This is a genomic window from candidate division WOR-3 bacterium (genome assembly GCA_039804025.1).
Taxonomy (GTDB): Bacteria; Hydrothermota; Hydrothermia; order Hydrothermales; family JAJRUZ01; genus JBCNVI01.
Window position 1 is genome coordinate 1 of sequence record JBDRZP010000007.1, and the last position, 16,967, is coordinate 16,967.

The window sequence follows — 16,967 nt, forward strand, 5'->3', positions numbered from 1 at the left end:
ATTGAAAAAATTGAAATTAAAAAAAATTTAAAGGGAGATACACTTTTTTATTTCTTCTTAGATAACAAAAAATTGCCTTTAATTTTGACCGATGAAAAAAATTTGATAATATCAACACCTGACTTATGGAAAATAAATCTTGCATCAGAAAGAAATTTAGAAAAAAAATTTATAGAAATAATAAGAAAAAATTTTTTATCAAATTTAGATCCTAAAATAGTTCCTCTTTTCTCAGAAAAAGAAACAGAAGGTGAATTCAGTTTATCCTTTTTTATTAAAAGTTTTGGTGAAATCCCTCCCTTTTTGCCTTTTTACATAAATGGAAAAAAATATTCTCTTAAAAGAGAAACAGAAAATATATATGAATCACCTTTAATAAATTTTAAAAAGGGTAAATATCTTATAAAAATTTTTAATAAAACTTTTAATTTAGAAATAGAAGAAGAAAAAGAAAAGCCAAAATTTTTTGATATTCAATTTCTTGAATCAGCAAGACTCTATACAGGTGGAGAAAAGATACCTTTGAATTACGATTATAAGATAAAGGATAAAGAAAAAATTTTTAAAAAAGAAATATTTTCCTCAAAAAGTATTTTTCTCTTATTATTATTTATAACCTTTTACTCAATTGAAATATATTTAAGAAAAAAAAGAGGGCTCTTATAATGGCTTTTATATTAAAATATAAAAATAGTTTCAGGGCAAAACATGCCCTCTTATCTTATAAGGGAAAAAAAGAAGAGCTTCATGAGCACCTTTATACGCTCATAGTCTCAATAAATGTCAATGAAAGAAATGATGAAGGTTATACAATTGATTTTATGGAAATTAAAAAATTTATAGATAAGCTTTTGCCCAATGAAGGAGAAAATTTAAATGAAAGATTTCCCTTCCCCACTTCAACAGAAAATATTGCAGAATATTTTTATGAAAGTATAAAAGAAGTATTTGATGTTAAAGAAATTGAATTATGGCAGGATGACAATTTCTGTGTAATATACAGAAAATGAGTCTTCTTATATTTTTTATTCTACTCTGGGAGCAAAAGGTAAATTACAAGATGGATTTAGAACTTGACACTTTAAAGGATATTTTGAAAGGTTATGAGGAAATAATCTATAAAAATAATTCACCTTATGTTCTAAAGGAGTTATATCTCCATTTATATAACAATGCTTACAAAAATCTTAACACATATGCATATAAAAGTTTTTTCAAGGATTATCTCATTTCATTTATAAGAATAATAGGAAAATTTTTTTATAAAGATGGCTATATAGAAGTAGATTCAGTAAAAATTAAAAATAAAAAGGTTAGATTTAAAATAGACGAAACTTTGCTTTTAATACCCCTTGAAGAGGACCTAAAACCATCGGATTCAATAAAATTTGAGATATATTTTAAAAGTAAGGTTCCATCTTTATTTAGATACCGATCAGGTTATAATAAAAATCACTATGATTTTGGTCAGTTTTATCCTGTTATGTGTGTATTTGATGAAAAAGGATGGCATAATAGAAAATGGCATTTTAATGCTGAATTTTATCATAACTTTTCCAATTATACTGTTAAAATTAAAGTTCCTGGTAATTTTATTGTAGCAGGTGTTGGAGAATGCATTTCAAAAAATGATACTGTAAGAAAAGATGGCTTTAAAGAGGTAATTTTTAAAGCTGAAAATATAATAGATTACTTTTTCTCTTGTGATCCAGATTTTCTATATCAGGATACGATAATTGATAATACTCATATTATTGCCTTTTACAGGAAAAAAAATGAATCTTACAAAGATTCCTTTTTAATAAGGGGAGTAAGGGCATATAACTATTTAAAAGAAATATTTGGTGAATATCCTTATAAATGGCTAAAGATTGTGGATGGTTTAATCGGAGGAGGGATGGAGTATCCTGGTTTTGCTTTATGCGGTGGAGATACATTTGATTTAATTCTTCATGAGGTTGGTCACACATATTTTATGGGGATTCTTGCTTCAAATCAGGAAGATGAAGCATGGCTTGATGAGGGAGGCACTTCTTTTATAACTGATTATTACGAAGTTAAAAAGAAAAAAAATTTAAAAATTTTCTATGAGAATACAAAAGATATAACTGAAACAATAAGGGAAGGTTTTGATGATATTCTCTTAACGCCTTCTTATGCTTTTAAGAATAATTATTTTTCAGTTTATTCAAAAGGGTCTCATATTTATGCAATACTTTTTGATATAATGGGAGAAGAAAATTTTGAAAAATTTCTAAAGGAATACTACATAAGATTTAGATTTAAACATCCCGATACTGATAGTTTATTTAAAGTAGCAGAGGAAATTTACGGGAAATCTTTAAAAGAGATAAAAAATATATATGTAAAGGGATTACCTTTAAGTGATTATGAGATTGTAAAATTTAAAAAATTTAAAGAAAAAGATAAATGGTTAAATGAAATTAAAATTAAAAATAATGGTAATACAATTTATCCAATTAGTTTATTTCTTGTAAAAGGTAAAGATACTTTTAAAACAAAAATAGATTTTTTCAAAAGGGATACTATTATAAAAATTCAAACGGATTTTGAACCTGAAAAAATAATTCTTGACCCTTATAATTTTTCTCTCGACATAAAAAGAATAAATAACTTTTATCCAGTTAATTTTGAAAGAAAATTATCCTTAAATCATAACCCTCAAGAAAATGGACTCCATTTAAATTATTTTCCCTTTTTATTTTATTCACCTTTTTCTCACATTTCCCCTGGTTTTAATTTTACTTTTTCATATTTAAGAAAATACCCCTTTCTTAATGGAGAAATTTTCTATTCTACAAAGAGAAAGGATATTTATTATAACCTTAAATATGGCATAAGTTTTCCTTTTGTTTTTCCCCAGAATATCATATACCTAAATTCTCTATTTTTTGAAAGTAATTATTTCCTAAAAATAGGTTTTAAAAAAAGATATCAGGAATATTCATTGGATCCTAAAAAAGGAATTTTTCTTTCAGAATTTATTTATAAAAACTCAAAAAAAGAAAGTAAATTTTTTGATGATGCCAATTATGCAGGTTTTAATTTTGGATTTTATATTTTCCCTGTCACTGACTTATTTTATAATGAGATTAACATTAATTTTTCTTTTTATCCCCAAAGATTTTCAGGAGATTATAACTTTAAAAAATTTTTTATAAAATATGAACTTTCTTTTAGCCCTTTTTATCCATATTTATCTTACATAAATCCTTTTGACCTTATAAATATAAAATTTTTTTACGGCAGAATTGAGGGTCATTTCCCTTTACAGGAGTTCTTTAATAATTATTCCATTTCCTCTTATGATATCTTGAGTTCCCCTTTTGAAAGAATTTCTCTTTTATCTTCTGATTATACCTTTACAGGTGAGGAAGGAATTTATTTAAAAGGCTATAAATTTGTAAGATTTAAAAATGTATTATCTTTTTTCTTTTCTTCGGGTTTTAAAAATTTTGGAATTTTCTATGAAAAGATTTTATGGGGTGACTTCAATCTTTGGGATTCAGGAATTTACTTTATAAAATACTTTAAGAATTTTATGTTGAAAATATATTTACCTTTTTATATAAATAACCCTCACCTTAATAAGGAAAAGAACAATTTTGATTTTAGAATTAAAATTGTGTTAAAATTTTTTGAATAAAAGGTTCAAATCCTAAAAAATAGAAAGAAAAAAAATGGATTTTGGAAAAATAATTGAAAAAGCTCTTTCAATTTTACAATTAAAAGAAGATGTAATAAAGGAAGTATCTGAAAAACCTGAATATTTAAATTTTTCAATTTTAATTGTTGCTATTGCGGGACTTGCAAGTTCAATTGGTTCTTTTAAGTTTATTCCAGGTATAATCACTGGTCCAATTGTTGCTGTGATTGGATTTTTTATTTGGGTTGGAATATTGTGGATTATTGCAAAAATCTTCGGTGGTAAAGGAAATTACCTCTCTTACTTTAAACCTCTTGCAATGTCTGATATAATTCAATGGGTAACAGTTATACCTTTTATAGGCTCTTTTCTTGGTGCCATTGCCTTAATATGGATGGTAATTGTTGCCATAAAGGTAACACAGATTGTTCATGAACTTGATCTTCCTAAAGCAGTTCTTGTTGTTCTAATACCGATTGGTGTAGTCTTCTTCCTGTTTCTTCTTTTTGGGGCTGCAGCCCTTGCTGTAATTGGAATGAGAGGATAAAAATCTTAATCAAGAATAAAAGAAATTTTAACTAAATTTGAAAATAAATTATTAAGAGATAAAGATTTATTAATCAAATATTCTGAGGACGAATCACCGGTTAAGGGTAAAATACCAGAATTTGTATTTCTTCCTCAAAAAGTAGAAGAAGTCTCTGAATTTATTAAATACTGCTTTAAGTATAAAATTCCAATAACACCAAGAGGAGGGGGAACAGGTCTTTCAGGTGGTGCTGTTCCTTTAAAAGGTGGTGTTATATCCTTTGAAAGGATGAATAAAATTATTGATATTGACGAAATAAATCAATATGTGGTCCTTGAGCCTGGTGTAATTACAGGGGAAATTAATAAAGTTCTTAAATCCTTTGATCTTTTTTATCCACCTGATCCAATGAGTCTTGATTCATGTACCATTGGTGGTAATGTTGCAACAAACGCAGGGGGTCCTAAGGCTTATAAATATGGTGTTACATCAAATTACCTTCTTGAACTGGAATGTGTATTTCCAAATGGGAAAGTAGAAACAATAGGTAAAAGAACAAGAAAATGGAAGGCTGGTTACAACCTATTGAATTTCTTATGTGGTTCTGAAGGAACACTTGCATTATTTACAAAGATTACTCTTAAGGTAATTCCAAAACCTGAAAAAGAGATTCTTATAATGCTTGGATTTGAAGAAAATAATAAACTTTTTGAGTTTGTAAAAAAAATTATCAAAAATAAATTTTTCCCTTCAGTAATTGAATTTATGGATAAAAGTTGTTTTAATTTAGTAAAAGAGAAAATTAAAAATTTTTTCCAAATAGAAAGTTCTATACTCTTTATCAGTTTTGAAGGAGGGGAAAAAGATATAGAAAAGATTATTGAAAGATTTTATTTACTAACGGAAAAAGAAAAGATAAATAACATTTTTGTAGGAGATGATAAAAATACTATTGAAAGAATGTGGAATATAAGAAAAAATATGTTTTATGAAACAGAAAAAATGGGTTTTAAAGTTCATTCAGAGGATGCAGGGATAACATTAACAAAAGCTATAGAATTTATTGAGGATATAAAAAAAATTCTTAAGGATTATAATAAAGAAGGTTATATATTCGGTCATCTTGGTGATGGGAATATACATATAAATTTGACTTATAAAATGGATGAAAAAGGGTTGATTAAGGAAATTTCAAAAATTATATGGAATCTCATAATAAAATATGGTGGGACAATAACTGCAGAGCATGGAATAGGTTATTTAAAAAAGGAAGGGTTTAAAAGAGAAATATCACCTTTTTTATACAGAATTCATAAAGATATTAAAAAAATTTTTGACCCAAAAGGCATTTTGAACCCGGGAAAAATTTTTTACTAAATTTTAACTCAAATTATAGAATAAAAGTTTATTTAAAGATTTAAAAGGGGAAAAGGAGAATAATACTCTCCCCTCCCCCTGTTATATATCTCCTTAATTACACCCAGCCTCTTAATTTCATTCCTTCCACCACTCTTCTCACTGCCACAGCGTATGCAGCAGTTCTGGGGTCAACATTAAATTCTTTCATAGCATCCCAGACAGCATTAAAGGACTTTGTCATTTTTGTATCAAGTCTCGAATAAACCTCTTCCTCTTCCCAGTAAAACCCAGTAATATTCTGAACCCATTCAAAGTAAGAAACAGTAACACCACCTGCATTAGCAAGAAAATCAGGTAAAAATAAAATATTTTTCTTGTGCAAAATTTCATCAGCTTCAGGAGTAACAGGTCCATTTGCAAGCTCTAAAATTATTTTAGCCTTTATTTTATTTGCATTTTCTTCTGTTATCACTTCCTCAAGTGCTGCTGGAATAAGAATATCCACATCCAGTTCAAGAAGCTCCTCATTTGTTATTTTTTCACTTCCTTTAAAACCTACTACAGAACCTGTTTTATTTTTATGTTCAAAAACTTCCTCAAAGGGAAGTCCTTTCTTGTTTAAAATTCCACCTTTTGAATCGCTGACAGCAATAACTTTTGTTCCGAACATTTCTGTTATAAGTTTGTGGGCAAAGTATCCTGCATTTCCGTATCCCTGAATTGCACAGGTTGCTTTTTTAAGGTCTATCCCGAGTTTTTTAGCAGCTTCTCTCAATACATACATACCACCTCTTGCAGTAGCATCATTTCTTCCAACAGAACCACCTATTCTTAAAGGTTTCCCGGTAATTACCCCAGGGGCATTATACTGTCTTATTTTACTGAATTCATCCATCATCCAAGCCATTATCTGGGGATTTGTGTAAACATCAGGAGCAGGAATATCCTTTTCAGGTCCTATTACCTGGGCTATAGCTCTTATATATCCTCTTGAAAGTTCTTCCAGTTCCCTTTGAGACATTTCTTTTGGATTACATACAACACCACCCTTTCCCCCACCATAAGGTAAATCCATAAGTGCTGTTTTCCATGTCATCCAGGCTGCAAGTGCTCTAACAGTATCAATAGTTTCCTCAGGATGGAATCTTATACCACCCTTTGTTGGGCCAAGAGCATCATTATACTGAACCCTGAACCCTCTAAATACCTTAACAGTTCCATTATCCATTTTTACAGGTATAGAAACATGTATTTCCCGCATAGGCCACCTTAGCATCTCGTGAACATGAGGCTCAAGTTTTAAAACTTGGGCAGCTTTATCAAGCTGCTCCTGAGCAACTTCAAAGGGATTTTTTTTAGCCATTTTTAGTCCTCCAATTGTTATTTTTAAATTTTAGGGGATTTAACCCTCCTCCTTTTTAAATTAATTATATAATAACTTTACAAATTCAGTCAAATAATTTAAAATATAATTATAAGGTTCAAGTCCCTTTTTAAAAAAGAGGTTAAAAAATGAACATTTCAAAAATAATTTTTATACTTTCCCTTATTACTTTTATAATAGCAATTGTTTTAAAACTTACAGGCACTGAATTCCCTCATCTTTTTAAACCTTATACCTACCTGAAAGGGACCTGGACATTACTTTTATTTTCTATTAGTTACCATTTGATTTTTGAAAAGGGGAAATAAAAGGGAAAAATATTTTAAAATATATATGTGAATAAAGACACTTTAATTTTAGGTGTTGAAGAATTTGTTGAATTACAGAAATTGCTTGATGATTTTACATACAGAGCAAACACACATTCTTCAATGCTTTCTACCCTTTCAGGACAATTACTTGTTTCTTCAGGTTTTAAAACTCCCTTTAATCTACTTGCCATATCAGCATTACTTGCAGGGATTTTTCAAAGCACAAGAGAATTGGCAAGAATAATAGGAGAAAAAAATTTTGTAACTTTTTTTCAGGAAGGTAATAGCTGGAATATATATTACACCCTGGTTGGGGAAGACCTGCTCCTTACCACCTTTTTTGATGATAGAACTATACTGGGAATGGTAGAAGTTCAGGCAAAAAAACTTGCAAAAAAGATAAATGAACTTTTGAAAAAATGACCCTTTTAAATCCAAGATTTACCTTTAAAAACTTTGTTGAATATAAAGGGAACAGAATGGCAAAAAGAGCCCTTGAAACCATAATAGAGGATCCACTTGTTTTCAATCCAGTCTTTATATACTCAGAACCAGGAATGGGTAAAACCCACCTTGTAACTGCTCTTACACACAGATTAAGAGAAAAAAACATTAAGGACCTTTTTCTTATACCAAAAGAATTTGAAAAAAATTATGAAAAAATATACGATTTTAAAAAGGGATTTTTAATCATTGATAATTTTGAAAATTTTTCAAAAATAAAAAGTGAAATAATTGAGGAGTTCACGAATAATTTTGAAATACTTCTTGCGAATGAGGTTGAAATAATTCTCTCTTCCTCAATTCCCTATAATGAATTAAAGGACCTACCTTTCGAACTTTTATCAAGGATAAAAGGAGGCCTTTTAATAGAAATATTGCCACCTGATGAAGAAGATATTAAAATCATTATAAAAGAGAAACTAATTAAAAGAGGAATAGAATTAGAGGAAAGATTTATTAATTTGATTTCAAGGAAAAATTACAAAAATATAAGAGAAATAGAAGGTGATATAAATAAAATTTTTTTAAGGTTTATTTCAAAAGAAAAAATTGAAGAAAAAGATATAGAAGAAATAACAGGAATATCACTTCCTATACTCTTCTTTTCAGATATAATACCTGAAATTGAAAAAAGCCTTGAAAAATTAGAAGTAGTTGCAAGGGAAGAGGAAGCTTTAAAAACAGCCTTAAAGGAAAAAATTTATATATGGGAAATGAAGGGATTTAAAACTGATAGACTCAAAAAACTTATAGGAGTAAAAGACTTGCAGATTTTAAAAGAAGAATACAGAAAATTTATCAGCGATGTTACAAAACTGATTGAGTATCAAAAAATTTATGGTGAAATAGGTGTTCAAGATATAGAAATTGAAAAAGCCCTTTTTGATCCTGATAGGGTTCTTGAGGTTGAAAAATGGATAGAAGAGATAAAAAGCAGTGTTTTAAAGAAAGAGGAACCAATAATTCTAGAAGAAGCTATAAAGGAATCTGAAGAAACTGAAGAAATTGAAGAAATCAGTACTACAGAAGAAAAAAAAGAAATTGAAGAAATTATAGAAGTAAAAGAAGAGGAAGAAGTATTTATAATTGAGTCTGATTATAACAGAGATGTTCTTGAAGAAATAAAAAAACAAGCAAGAGAAGGTAAACCTGAGATTTTACTTATCTTTTCTCAGGGAAGGAGGGGACTTTCAACTCATCTTCTTTATGCTTATGAAATAAATAAAGAAAAGAAAAAAGTTTTTTACCATTCAAATGACATATCAGATTTATTCTTTGAAGACGAAAGTAAACTTAATACAATTTTTAAAGATTATAATTTTATTGTAATAGATGATGCAGAAATATTTTTTGATGTGGAGGATTTAAGAGATAAAATTTTACCTTTAATTATAGAAGAAAAAAATAATGGGAAAAAATTTTTAATAGGAATAAAGAAAAATCCTGAAGAAATCTATTTACCGGAGGAATACAAAAAAGTATTTGAGTCTTCAAAAAATGTTTCCTTAAAAAAACCAGATAGAAAAATACTTGAAGAAATTTTAAATGAAAAAATAAAAAAAGAAAACTTGAACCTCGATGAAAATCTAAAAGAAGAAATTCTTAATAGAGAGTTTTTTGATTTAAAAGAATTTGAAGATTATCTTAAGGAAACACAGAAAATAATTGAAAATAGAGTAAAAAAAGAGGAAATTAAAATAAGTCTAAAGGGAAACTCAGCCAATGAGAAAAGTAATATAATTTTTGATATTGAAATAATAGAAGAAAGAATTTTTGAGGACTACCCATGAGAGGTTCTCTTAAAGAGGTGCCTTTTTCTGATGTAGTTCAGTTAATGGTTATGGGTAAAAAAACAGGAAGGTTATCAGTAACAAATGGAGAAGATTTTTTAGAACTATATTTTAAGGGGGGAATAGTAATATATGGTAAAATGGTTAATAGACCTGAAAGAATAGGGGAAATTCTTTTAGCAAAAGGGATAATTGATGAGGAAAAGTTAAAAGAAGCCAAATCACTTGTTGACAAAGGAAAACCAAATATAGGAAGTGCTCTTTTAGAACTTAATGTTCCAGAAAACGAAATTAAAAAAGCCTACGAAGAGGAAATTAAAAAATTTGTTGCCAATGCAATTTCTTGGAATGATGGATATTTTAACTTTGAACCTGATGAGTTTCCAAAGGAAAAACCCATTGTTTCTATTGACCCTTCTTATCTTCTTTTAGAATCTGCAAGAACCTTTGATGAATGGCGAAAAATAGAAGATATTATTCCATCTTTAGATGAAATATGTATTTTAAAAGACAAAACCTATGTGCCAAGAGATGAAAAAGAAGCTAAAATTATTGAAAGGATTGATGGAAAAAAAACTGTAAAAGAAATTTTAGAGGAAACAGGTGAAAATCTCTTTGACCTTGCTGAGACTTTTAAAAATCTCCTCTTAAGAGAGGTTATAGAAACAAAAGAAAAAATTGAAAAGGAAGAAGTTTCAAAAGCAAAAATTCTTGAACATATAAACTTAGGGTATGCCTTTCTAAAAACAGGATTATTTGAAGAGGCTGAGAGAGAATTTAAAAGACTCAATGAGCTTGCTCCCAATAAACCAGAAGGTTATTTTTATTTAGGACTTCTTTCTATTTATAAAAAGGAGTTCGAAAAAGCAATTTCTTATTTAAATGAAGCATTAAAATTGGACCCCCTTAATCCAAAAATACTTAACAATTTGCTTTATATTTACCTCGAAACTAACAGGTTAGAGGAAGCAGAAAAAATTATAAAACAATTAAATGAAATTAAAATTGATGATGAGAGATTCTTACTTAATAAGGCAATTTATTTTGAAAAAATTGGGGAAAAAGAAAAGTCAGAGGAAATAATAAGAGCATTAATGAAGGAAAAATCTTTCTTAAAAACACCTTATATTCTTCTTGCTCAGAAACTTTATAATGAAAAAAAGTTTCTTCAGGTTATAGAGATACTTTCAATAATAAAAGGATATGATCCGAAAAATCCTGAGGTTAATTATGGTCTCGGTTTATCATACAGAGCCTTAGGAAAAATAAAGGAAGCTGAAGAATTTTTGAAAAATGCAATGAAACTATCTCCATCAAATATAAAGTATAAACTCGCCCTTGCTGATTTTTATTATGAAAAGGGAAAATTTGATGAATGTAAAAATCTATACACACAGGTTTTATCAATTGATAAGCATAACAAGGAAGCCTTATTCAGAATGGGAAATATTTATTTAAAAGAAGGTAAATACGAAAATGCTCTTAAATATTTTGAAGAGATCTTAAAAATTGAACCTGAAAACAGAGTGGTAAAAAGAAATGTTGAAATTATCAGAAAAACTATTAATGTTTGATTTAAAAAGTATAAAAGAAATAATACTTGAAAAAACAGGTATTGATTTATCCTATTACAGAGATAGTTACCTTGAAAGAAGAATAAGAGTAAGGATGAGGAAAAGCGGTTTTTCAAATTTTCTCGATTATATTGAAAAACTGGAAAGTGATTTTGAAGAAAGAAAAAAATTTATAGATGAAATAGGAATAAATGTATCATACTTTTTCAGAAATAAAAATACCTTTGAAGAAATAAGAAGGTTAATTATACCTGAGTTAAGAAATAGAAAAACAATTTATATATGGAGTGCTGGATGTGCCTCTGGAGAGGAACCCTATTCTTTAGCCATAATTTTAAACGAGGAAAAAATTGAAAACTACAAAATATTTGCAACAGATATTGATAGTGAAATAATTGAAAAGGCAAAAGAAGGGATTTATTTTCCTGATAAGTTTATTGAAACACCTAAGGAATTTATTGAAAAATATTTTTTTAAAATAAATGGAAAATATAAAATAGTTGAGTATTTGAAAAAAAATATTACATTTTTTCTTCATGATGTAATAAAAAAACCACCACTTTTTAATTTTGACCTCGTTCTTTGCAGAAATGTTGTTATATATTTTATTAAGGATAAACAAAGAATTGTATTCGAAAATCTATATAATAGTCTGAAAAAAGGGGGGTTTCTTGTTCTTGGTAAAACAGAATTCCTTCCCTTTGAATTTAATGATAAATTTGATTACATTTCAAAATCTGAAAGAATATTGAAAAAATTATGAAAGAAGAAAAATTTTTTATTCCTGTTTTGGATACAAATTATGAGGAAAGTTACAATTTAAGTTATCCAGAATGGAGAATAAAATTTGAGAAATTATTACAGGAAATGGAAAAGGGAAATCTAAGGTATATATACTTAGGAGCAAACACTTCCTTTTTCCTTAGATTTTATAAAGAAAACATTTTAGAAGAAATTAAAATAAACCTTCCCCTTAGATTAAAGAAAATTGGTTTAAACACACTTTATTACTTTATTCCAGTAAATGTTATTGATTCCTTTTCTTTGATTTTAAACTTTAAAATTATTTTTGAAGAATTGAAGGAAAGTTTTTCAGGAGAAAGAACAGTTTATTTGCCTTATATAAATAAACTTCCTAAAGGATTTTTAGCACTTTTAAAGGGATTTGGCATAGAATTCATATTTTCAAGAGTTCCTGTAAAAAGACCCTACTTAATAGTAAATGATATTGAAAATGAAATAAAAATAGTTAATGTTTCTTCTGACTCAAAAATTGTATTCCTTGATTCCTTTCTAATAAAAGAGGATATTAGTAAAAATTTATTCTCCATTGAAGAAATAACATCAAGTATTCCTGATAAGGGTGAATTGTATGAATTTAAATCAGAAGTCAAAATAAAGAAAAGTTTTCCTTATTTTAAAAAGCTTGAAGAAACTATTTTTAAATACCATATTTTAAACATAGTATTAAAAATTGAAAATCCCAATATTTCAAATTATTATATTAAAGAAAAAATAAAAAATTTTTTAACCCTCTATAATTCAGAAAATATCGAACTTTTAAAAGAAGAAATAAGGGAAATAAAGCACTATGGTAAAAAGTTAAAAGAAGATTTTCTTGATAATAGTAAAAAATTATCAGTATTCAATCCTTTACCCTATAAATTTAATTATTACAGAATAATAAATAACAAACTTTATAAGGCAGAAGCAAAGCCTTTTTCCTTTTCAGAATTGAAAGAAGAAGAATCCTATGAAAAAAATCTGGATTTTAGAATTTATAATAGAGGTAACATAAAATTTTATGAACTTTTAATTCTTACAAAATTAATTGGTGAAAAAGGTGAACTTAAAGGTGGAATTTATGAAGAAGAAGTTATAAAGGAAAACTTTATTAAAACTAAATCAAAATTAAGATTGAGTGATAAATCTTACGATTATTCAATTACATTAATTCCTCATGAAAATCTTTTAAAAATAAGAGGAAAACTAAAAAATATAAATAAATGTGAAATTTTAATAGGGAGTGAAAAAAATTTAAATATTAGAGAATTTTCCCTCTTTGAGTTAGAGGAATTGACTCTTGAGAAAACCTATTCCGGTTTTCTTATTATTGATGGTGATAACAGATATCTTATAAAAACAATACCTGGAATCGGTGTTAAAAAATATAATAATACCTTGAAACTTATTTTTGAAGGAAAGGTAAGCCTTGATATAAAGAAAATTTCTGAATCTTTAATCCTTGAGTATATGAAGTATAAATACAAACCCATTATTTTTGAAGGCTCGCCTAAAAAGGAACTTTCATCAATTTTTGAAATAAAAAATGAAGATACAAATTTTATTTATATGGATGTTAAAGAAAATATGCTTTATATATACCTTTATTCAGATGAAAAAGATAATATAAAAATTCTTTTTAAGGGAAAACCTCTTGAAGCCTTTATTTTTGACTTAAAGGCTAATAAAAAACTTGATAAAGTTATGATTAGGGATAGATGGGTAATAATACCCCCAAAAAAGGGAATTTTCTGTATTGGAGTTGACATAAAAACTTTTCCCTTTTCAATATTTTAATGATAAAGGATTCAATTTTGATTTTTTATATGAATTTTTTAATGTCAATTGGACCAAGAGTTCCGGGAACTTTTGCTCATGAAAATTTAAGAAAATTTCTCTTAAAGGAATTTGAAAGAATGGGATTTAAATCTGAGATAGATTCTTTTTATGAAGATGGGTATAAATTTTTTAATTTAATATTTAAAAAGGGAAAAGGAAATTTCATACTTCTTGGAACCCACTATGATACAAAGCCTGGTATAGAAGGTGCAAATGATTCAGGTTCAGGTGTTCTTTTACTTTTATATTTGGCAAATTTACTTAAAAATACTCATAAAAATTTTCTATTTGTCTTCTTTGATGGGGAAGATTTCGGTGATAATGCACCTCTTTACGGTTCAAAACATTTTGCAAAAACAAAAAATTATAAAATTGAATGGGGAGTTATTTTTGATATGATCGGTGACAAAAACCTTGAAATTTTTATGGAAGGTTTTTCTTATGAATTAGCTCCAGATTTAACCTTAAAGATTTTTGATTTTGCAGAAAAAAGGAAAAAGGATTTTATGTTCAAAAAAGTAAAACATTATATAATTGATGACCATTTACCCCTTCTAAAGAAAGGGGAAAAGGTTATTCTTTTAATTGATTTTGACTACCCTTACTGGCACACAGAAAAAGATACATGGGATAAGATAAGCATAGAAAATATAAAAAAATTAGGGGAATTCTTTTTTGAATATTTAAATGAATAAATTTGAAATTAGGAATTCAAAAATAGTATAAATAAACATGGAAATAACATTATTATTTTTTTCAATATTTTTAAAAGGGGAACTTCTTTTAAAAGACTCCATTCCTTTAAAGGATTATAAAGTAACATTTTATGAACTTGACTCTGCTCTTTCACTTATTGATTCCTCTTTCACAAAAACTGACCGAGAGGGAAAGTTTTTATTCAAAAATGATAGAAAGGGAATATATATTGTGAAAATTAACTATCAGGGTATAAGATACAGAACTGATCCAATACTTAAGGATGATGATAAAATAAGGTTAAGTGTCTATGACACTGTTTCAAATTATGAGCAAATGGTTTTGCAGAGAGCACATATTGCTTTTATACCATCACCTGGATTAATTCAGGTAATTGAAGTTTACAACTTTTTTAATGCTCATAACAAAACAGTTAAAAGAGAATTTAGAATACCTCTTCCTCCTAATGCTACACATATTTTTTCTCCACAGGGTGTTCTTCCTTTTGAATTTAAACTCTTTGAAAATTCCTTTATATATAAGGAAGGGTTTAAACCTGGGTTAAAAACAATTTCTTTGCTTTATCATCTCCCCTTTGACAGGATTAAATTTGAAAGAAAAATACCCTTTATAACAAATGAATTTCTTGTTATGCTACCAAAGGAACTTGAATTAAAAACAAGGATGAATTTTGAAAAAGAAAATTTACAAACACCACAGGGAAGCTTTTATGTTTATTCCTTTAAAAATTTAAAGGCTAACGAAATTTTATCTTTTGAAATTAAAGTCAAAAAAGGTGAAATGTTAAAGGATTTTATTCCACCTTTTCTTTTATTAATTTTGTTTTTAATATTTTTGTTTTTTATTTTTAGAAAAAAATGGAAGAAAAGGGAAGTTATCTCAGAGTAATTGATTTAAAAAAAATTTTTAGAAAAACTTATGTTTTAAAAAATATAAATTTTGAAATAAAAGAAAAAGGTCTTTATCTATTTATTGGTGACAACGGTGCGGGTAAAACAACTCTTTTTAAAATTCTTTCCTTTTTACTTTTCCCCTCAGGTGGAGAAATATTTTACATGGAAAAAAAAATAAGAGACAATCAGGAAAAAATTTTAAAAAATATAGGCTTTTCAACTCATAATCCCTTTCTTTATCCTGACTTAACCTGTCTTGAGAATCTGGAATTTGCATCAAAATTTTATAATATAAAAAAAGAGGTAATTTTTGAAATTTCTGAAATTTTTGAAACAAGTGAGTATCTCCGCAAAAAAGTAAAGGAACTTTCAAGAGGTCAGCTTCAGAGGATTTCCTTAATAAAATCAATGCTCCATGACCCTCTATTTTTATATCTTGATGAACCTTTTAATGCACTTGATAAAAAGGGAGTAAAAATTCTTGAAGATTATATCATTAAAAATCTTGATAGAAAAATAATCTGTATATCAAGTCACACCCATTCTGATATTTTTGAAAGGAAAAGAAAAGCCTATTATTTAAAAAAAGGTGAAATTATCAGAGAGGAATAAATTTAAAAAAACCTTCTCTTCTTTCTACTTCAAAATTTAAAAAATGTTTACATGTCCAGATTGCTGTTTCAAAGTGTCTTGTTGGTTCTGGAACAAAAATTTCTCCTCCATATAAACAAAGAAAAGGAACTAACTGGTCAGAAAGATTTGGATCAGGAGAATCACCTCTTTTTAAGAGAAATAAAAATCTATCGGCAATTTCTTCACCCAGTTTTTCAGAACTTACTCCTTTTTTACATAATATATCAAGAGCAAGTTCTCTATTACCATCAAAAATTCCCTTGATAAAAAAAGCACATCCAGGTGAAAGGGATTCCTCATAAGATATTTCTATATCCTTGATAACATTTATTTCTTTAACTTTTTTCAAAAAGGATTCTTTCATTCTTTCGAGAACTCTTCTTTCTTTCAAAATTATTGAACCTGATAATTTGCCCACTATTTTTTTAAGTTCTCCTTTTCCAAAATTTAGATTTATTTTATCAAGTTTTCCATGAAATTTAAGTTTAACAAAACCTCCACCCTGTGGGTAATATCCCCTTCTTATAATAAAAATTTCATTTTCAAAAAGAATTTTTTCAAATAAAGGTAAAAAATGAAACCTGAAATAATCAAAGGTGGGGGCACCTTCTACATCAGTTCCCCCCTGTATTTCAAGATATAAAGGTTTTTCAGATATAAGGGAAACAGGGAAAATTGTCTGTAAAAAAAGGGGAATTGAACCAGCGGTTTTAAAATCCATTTTAACCTTTCCGCCTTTAATTTTTCCTGGAAAAAATTTAACTTCAAGGGAATTTAAAGTATCACCTTCTACCTTTATATCAGATATTTCCTTTAAACATTTTATAATATGTAAATGTTGGTTTTTAAGCCCTGGATTTGGTCTTCCTCTTCTAATGTTATAGATATAAAAGGGCTTTTTTGTTAATAGTGAAAGAAAAAGAGAAATCCTTAAAATCTGACCTCCACCTTCAAGGTAAGAGCCATCAATTTGAATCATATACT

16 protein-coding genes are annotated in these 16,967 nt (G+C 27.5%); 14 read left to right on the top strand and 2 right to left on the bottom strand.

Annotated elements, in window-relative coordinates; genetic code table 11:
- The 5 genes from ABIN73_03615 to ABIN73_03635 all read left to right on the top strand — a co-directional run.
- On the top strand, nucleotides 1–666 hold a 666-nt coding region (locus ABIN73_03615; GenBank protein MEO0268810.1), incomplete at its 5' end, for a hypothetical protein.
- Entirely contained in the window at nucleotides 666–1,010 is a 345-nt protein-coding gene (locus ABIN73_03620) for a 6-carboxytetrahydropterin synthase (GenBank protein ID MEO0268811.1), read from the top strand. The genes ABIN73_03615 and ABIN73_03620, both read left to right, overlap by 1 nt.
- On the top strand, nucleotides 1,007–3,667 hold the full coding sequence (locus ABIN73_03625) for a M1 family metallopeptidase (GenBank protein ID MEO0268812.1): 2,661 nt from the start codon (nucleotides 1,007–1,009) through the stop codon (nucleotides 3,665–3,667). Before ABIN73_03620 ends, ABIN73_03625 begins: the two co-directional genes overlap by 4 nt.
- Nucleotides 3,668–3,701: 34 nt before the next feature.
- Nucleotides 3,702–4,214 (top strand): YIP1 family protein, encoded by a 513-nt coding sequence (locus ABIN73_03630; protein ID MEO0268813.1) that lies wholly within the window; start codon nucleotides 3,702–3,704, stop codon nucleotides 4,212–4,214.
- A 111-nt stretch (nucleotides 4,215–4,325) separates the two neighbouring features.
- On the top strand, nucleotides 4,326–5,573 hold the full coding sequence (locus ABIN73_03635) for an FAD-linked oxidase C-terminal domain-containing protein (protein ID MEO0268814.1): 1,248 nt from the start codon (nucleotides 4,326–4,328) through the stop codon (nucleotides 5,571–5,573).
- A gap of 97 nt (nucleotides 5,574–5,670) precedes the next feature.
- On the opposite strand, the gene ABIN73_03640 is transcribed toward ABIN73_03635, so the two are convergent.
- A complete protein-coding gene (locus ABIN73_03640; GenBank protein MEO0268815.1) occupies nucleotides 5,671–6,918 on the bottom strand; it encodes a Glu/Leu/Phe/Val dehydrogenase in 1,248 nt (415 codons plus the stop codon).
- 149 nt (nucleotides 6,919–7,067) lie between these two features.
- On the opposite strand from ABIN73_03640, the gene ABIN73_03645 reads away from it, so the two are divergent.
- The 9 genes from ABIN73_03645 to ABIN73_03685 are packed head-to-tail and all read left to right on the top strand — an operon-like array spanning nucleotide 7,068 to nucleotide 15,962.
- Nucleotides 7,068–7,247, top strand: a complete 180-nt coding sequence (locus tag ABIN73_03645; GenBank protein MEO0268816.1) for a hypothetical protein — start codon at nucleotides 7,068–7,070, stop codon at nucleotides 7,245–7,247.
- A gap of 27 nt (nucleotides 7,248–7,274) precedes the next feature.
- Nucleotides 7,275–7,673 (top strand): hypothetical protein, encoded by a 399-nt coding sequence (locus ABIN73_03650; GenBank protein ID MEO0268817.1) that lies wholly within the window; start codon nucleotides 7,275–7,277, stop codon nucleotides 7,671–7,673.
- Nucleotides 7,670–9,544, top strand: a complete 1,875-nt coding sequence (locus ABIN73_03655) for a DnaA/Hda family protein (GenBank protein MEO0268818.1) — start codon at nucleotides 7,670–7,672, stop codon at nucleotides 9,542–9,544. Before ABIN73_03650 ends, ABIN73_03655 begins: the two co-directional genes overlap by 4 nt.
- Nucleotides 9,541–11,118: a tetratricopeptide repeat protein gene (locus tag ABIN73_03660; protein ID MEO0268819.1), complete on the top strand. Its 1,578-nt coding sequence runs from the start codon at nucleotides 9,541–9,543 to the stop codon at nucleotides 11,116–11,118. The genes ABIN73_03655 and ABIN73_03660 overlap by 4 nt, the downstream gene beginning before the upstream one ends.
- On the top strand, nucleotides 11,111–11,881 hold the full coding sequence (locus tag ABIN73_03665; GenBank protein ID MEO0268820.1) for a protein-glutamate O-methyltransferase CheR: 771 nt from the start codon (nucleotides 11,111–11,113) through the stop codon (nucleotides 11,879–11,881). Before ABIN73_03660 ends, ABIN73_03665 begins: the two co-directional genes overlap by 8 nt.
- Nucleotides 11,878–13,698 (top strand): hypothetical protein, encoded by a 1,821-nt coding sequence (locus tag ABIN73_03670; protein MEO0268821.1) that lies wholly within the window; start codon nucleotides 11,878–11,880, stop codon nucleotides 13,696–13,698. The genes ABIN73_03665 and ABIN73_03670 overlap by 4 nt, the downstream gene beginning before the upstream one ends.
- Nucleotides 13,699–13,727: 29 nt before the next feature.
- Complete coding sequence (locus ABIN73_03675; GenBank protein ID MEO0268822.1) at nucleotides 13,728–14,435, top strand: M28 family peptidase; 708 nt, start codon at nucleotides 13,728–13,730, stop codon at nucleotides 14,433–14,435.
- Nucleotides 14,436–14,472: 37 nt separating this feature from the next.
- Nucleotides 14,473–15,345 (top strand): hypothetical protein, encoded by an 873-nt coding sequence (locus ABIN73_03680; protein ID MEO0268823.1) that lies wholly within the window; start codon nucleotides 14,473–14,475, stop codon nucleotides 15,343–15,345.
- Nucleotides 15,315–15,962: an ABC transporter ATP-binding protein gene (locus ABIN73_03685; protein MEO0268824.1), complete on the top strand. Its 648-nt coding sequence runs from the start codon at nucleotides 15,315–15,317 to the stop codon at nucleotides 15,960–15,962. The genes ABIN73_03680 and ABIN73_03685 overlap by 31 nt, the downstream gene beginning before the upstream one ends.
- On the opposite strand, the gene rtcA is transcribed toward ABIN73_03685, so the two are convergent.
- Nucleotides 15,949–16,962, bottom strand: coding sequence for an RNA 3'-terminal phosphate cyclase (gene rtcA, locus ABIN73_03690; GenBank protein MEO0268825.1), 1,014 nt, complete (start codon nucleotides 16,960–16,962; stop codon nucleotides 15,949–15,951). The two genes, ABIN73_03685 and rtcA, sit on opposite strands and share 14 nt — an antisense overlap.
- Nucleotides 16,963–16,967: the final 5 nt, after the last annotated feature.

Bases quoted from the DNA above. Each gene is read 5' to 3' on its own strand.
- ABIN73_03620 (MEO0268811.1), top strand. From the start codon at position 666: ATGGCTTTTATATTAAAATATAAAAATAGTTTCAGGGCAAAACATGCC.
- ABIN73_03625 (MEO0268812.1), top strand. From the start codon at position 1,007: ATGAGTCTTCTTATATTTTTTATTCTACTCTGGGAGCAAAAGGTAAAT.
- ABIN73_03630 (MEO0268813.1), top strand. From the start codon at position 3,702: ATGGATTTTGGAAAAATAATTGAAAAAGCTCTTTCAATTTTACAATTA.
- ABIN73_03640 (MEO0268815.1), bottom strand. From the start codon at position 6,918: ATGGCTAAAAAAAATCCCTTTGAAGTTGCTCAGGAGCAGCTTGATAAA.
- ABIN73_03645 (MEO0268816.1), top strand. From the start codon at position 7,068: ATGAACATTTCAAAAATAATTTTTATACTTTCCCTTATTACTTTTATA.
- ABIN73_03655 (MEO0268818.1), top strand. From the start codon at position 7,670: ATGACCCTTTTAAATCCAAGATTTACCTTTAAAAACTTTGTTGAATAT.
- ABIN73_03660 (MEO0268819.1), top strand. From the start codon at position 9,541: ATGAGAGGTTCTCTTAAAGAGGTGCCTTTTTCTGATGTAGTTCAGTTA.
- ABIN73_03665 (MEO0268820.1), top strand. From the start codon at position 11,111: ATGTTTGATTTAAAAAGTATAAAAGAAATAATACTTGAAAAAACAGGT.
- ABIN73_03670 (MEO0268821.1), top strand. From the start codon at position 11,878: ATGAAAGAAGAAAAATTTTTTATTCCTGTTTTGGATACAAATTATGAG.
- ABIN73_03675 (MEO0268822.1), top strand. From the start codon at position 13,728: ATGAATTTTTTAATGTCAATTGGACCAAGAGTTCCGGGAACTTTTGCT.
- ABIN73_03680 (MEO0268823.1), top strand. From the start codon at position 14,473: ATGGAAATAACATTATTATTTTTTTCAATATTTTTAAAAGGGGAACTT.
- ABIN73_03685 (MEO0268824.1), top strand. From the start codon at position 15,315: ATGGAAGAAAAGGGAAGTTATCTCAGAGTAATTGATTTAAAAAAAATT.
- rtcA (MEO0268825.1), bottom strand. From the start codon at position 16,962: ATGATTCAAATTGATGGCTCTTACCTTGAAGGTGGAGGTCAGATTTTA.